General features: G+C 24.4%; 1 pseudogene. It reads right to left on the bottom strand.

Annotated elements, in window-relative coordinates:
- Nucleotides 1-246: pseudogene (locus RI68_RS03020) on the bottom strand (DNA primase); the annotation flags it as partial.

Below are 246 nucleotides of genomic sequence, written 5' to 3'. Positions count from 1 at the left end.
AGTGAGTTTTCTTTTTTGAGTTAAATAAGTTAATCCTGGTTGACTTTCGTTATTTCGGTTAATGGTTAATAAATAATGATAATAATTTCTAATTTGGTTGAATAAGGGTGAGATTTTTTTAAATAATTGTTTTTTTTTGATATTAATTTCTTGTTCGTCAACTGGTTGTTTTGATTTCATTGGTTGATATAGTTGTTTCAAAGGGTTAATAGTTATTTTCGTTATTTCTTTTTCTTGTTGGATTAA

Origin of the sequence: Vaccinium witches'-broom phytoplasma str. VAC, assembly GCF_000309405.1 — a bacterium.
Taxonomy (GTDB): domain Bacteria; phylum Bacillota_I; class Bacilli_A; order Acholeplasmatales; family Acholeplasmataceae; genus Phytoplasma.
Note: the sequence above shows the minus strand (reverse complement) of the source record. Positions and strands in the feature narration are given on the sequence as shown.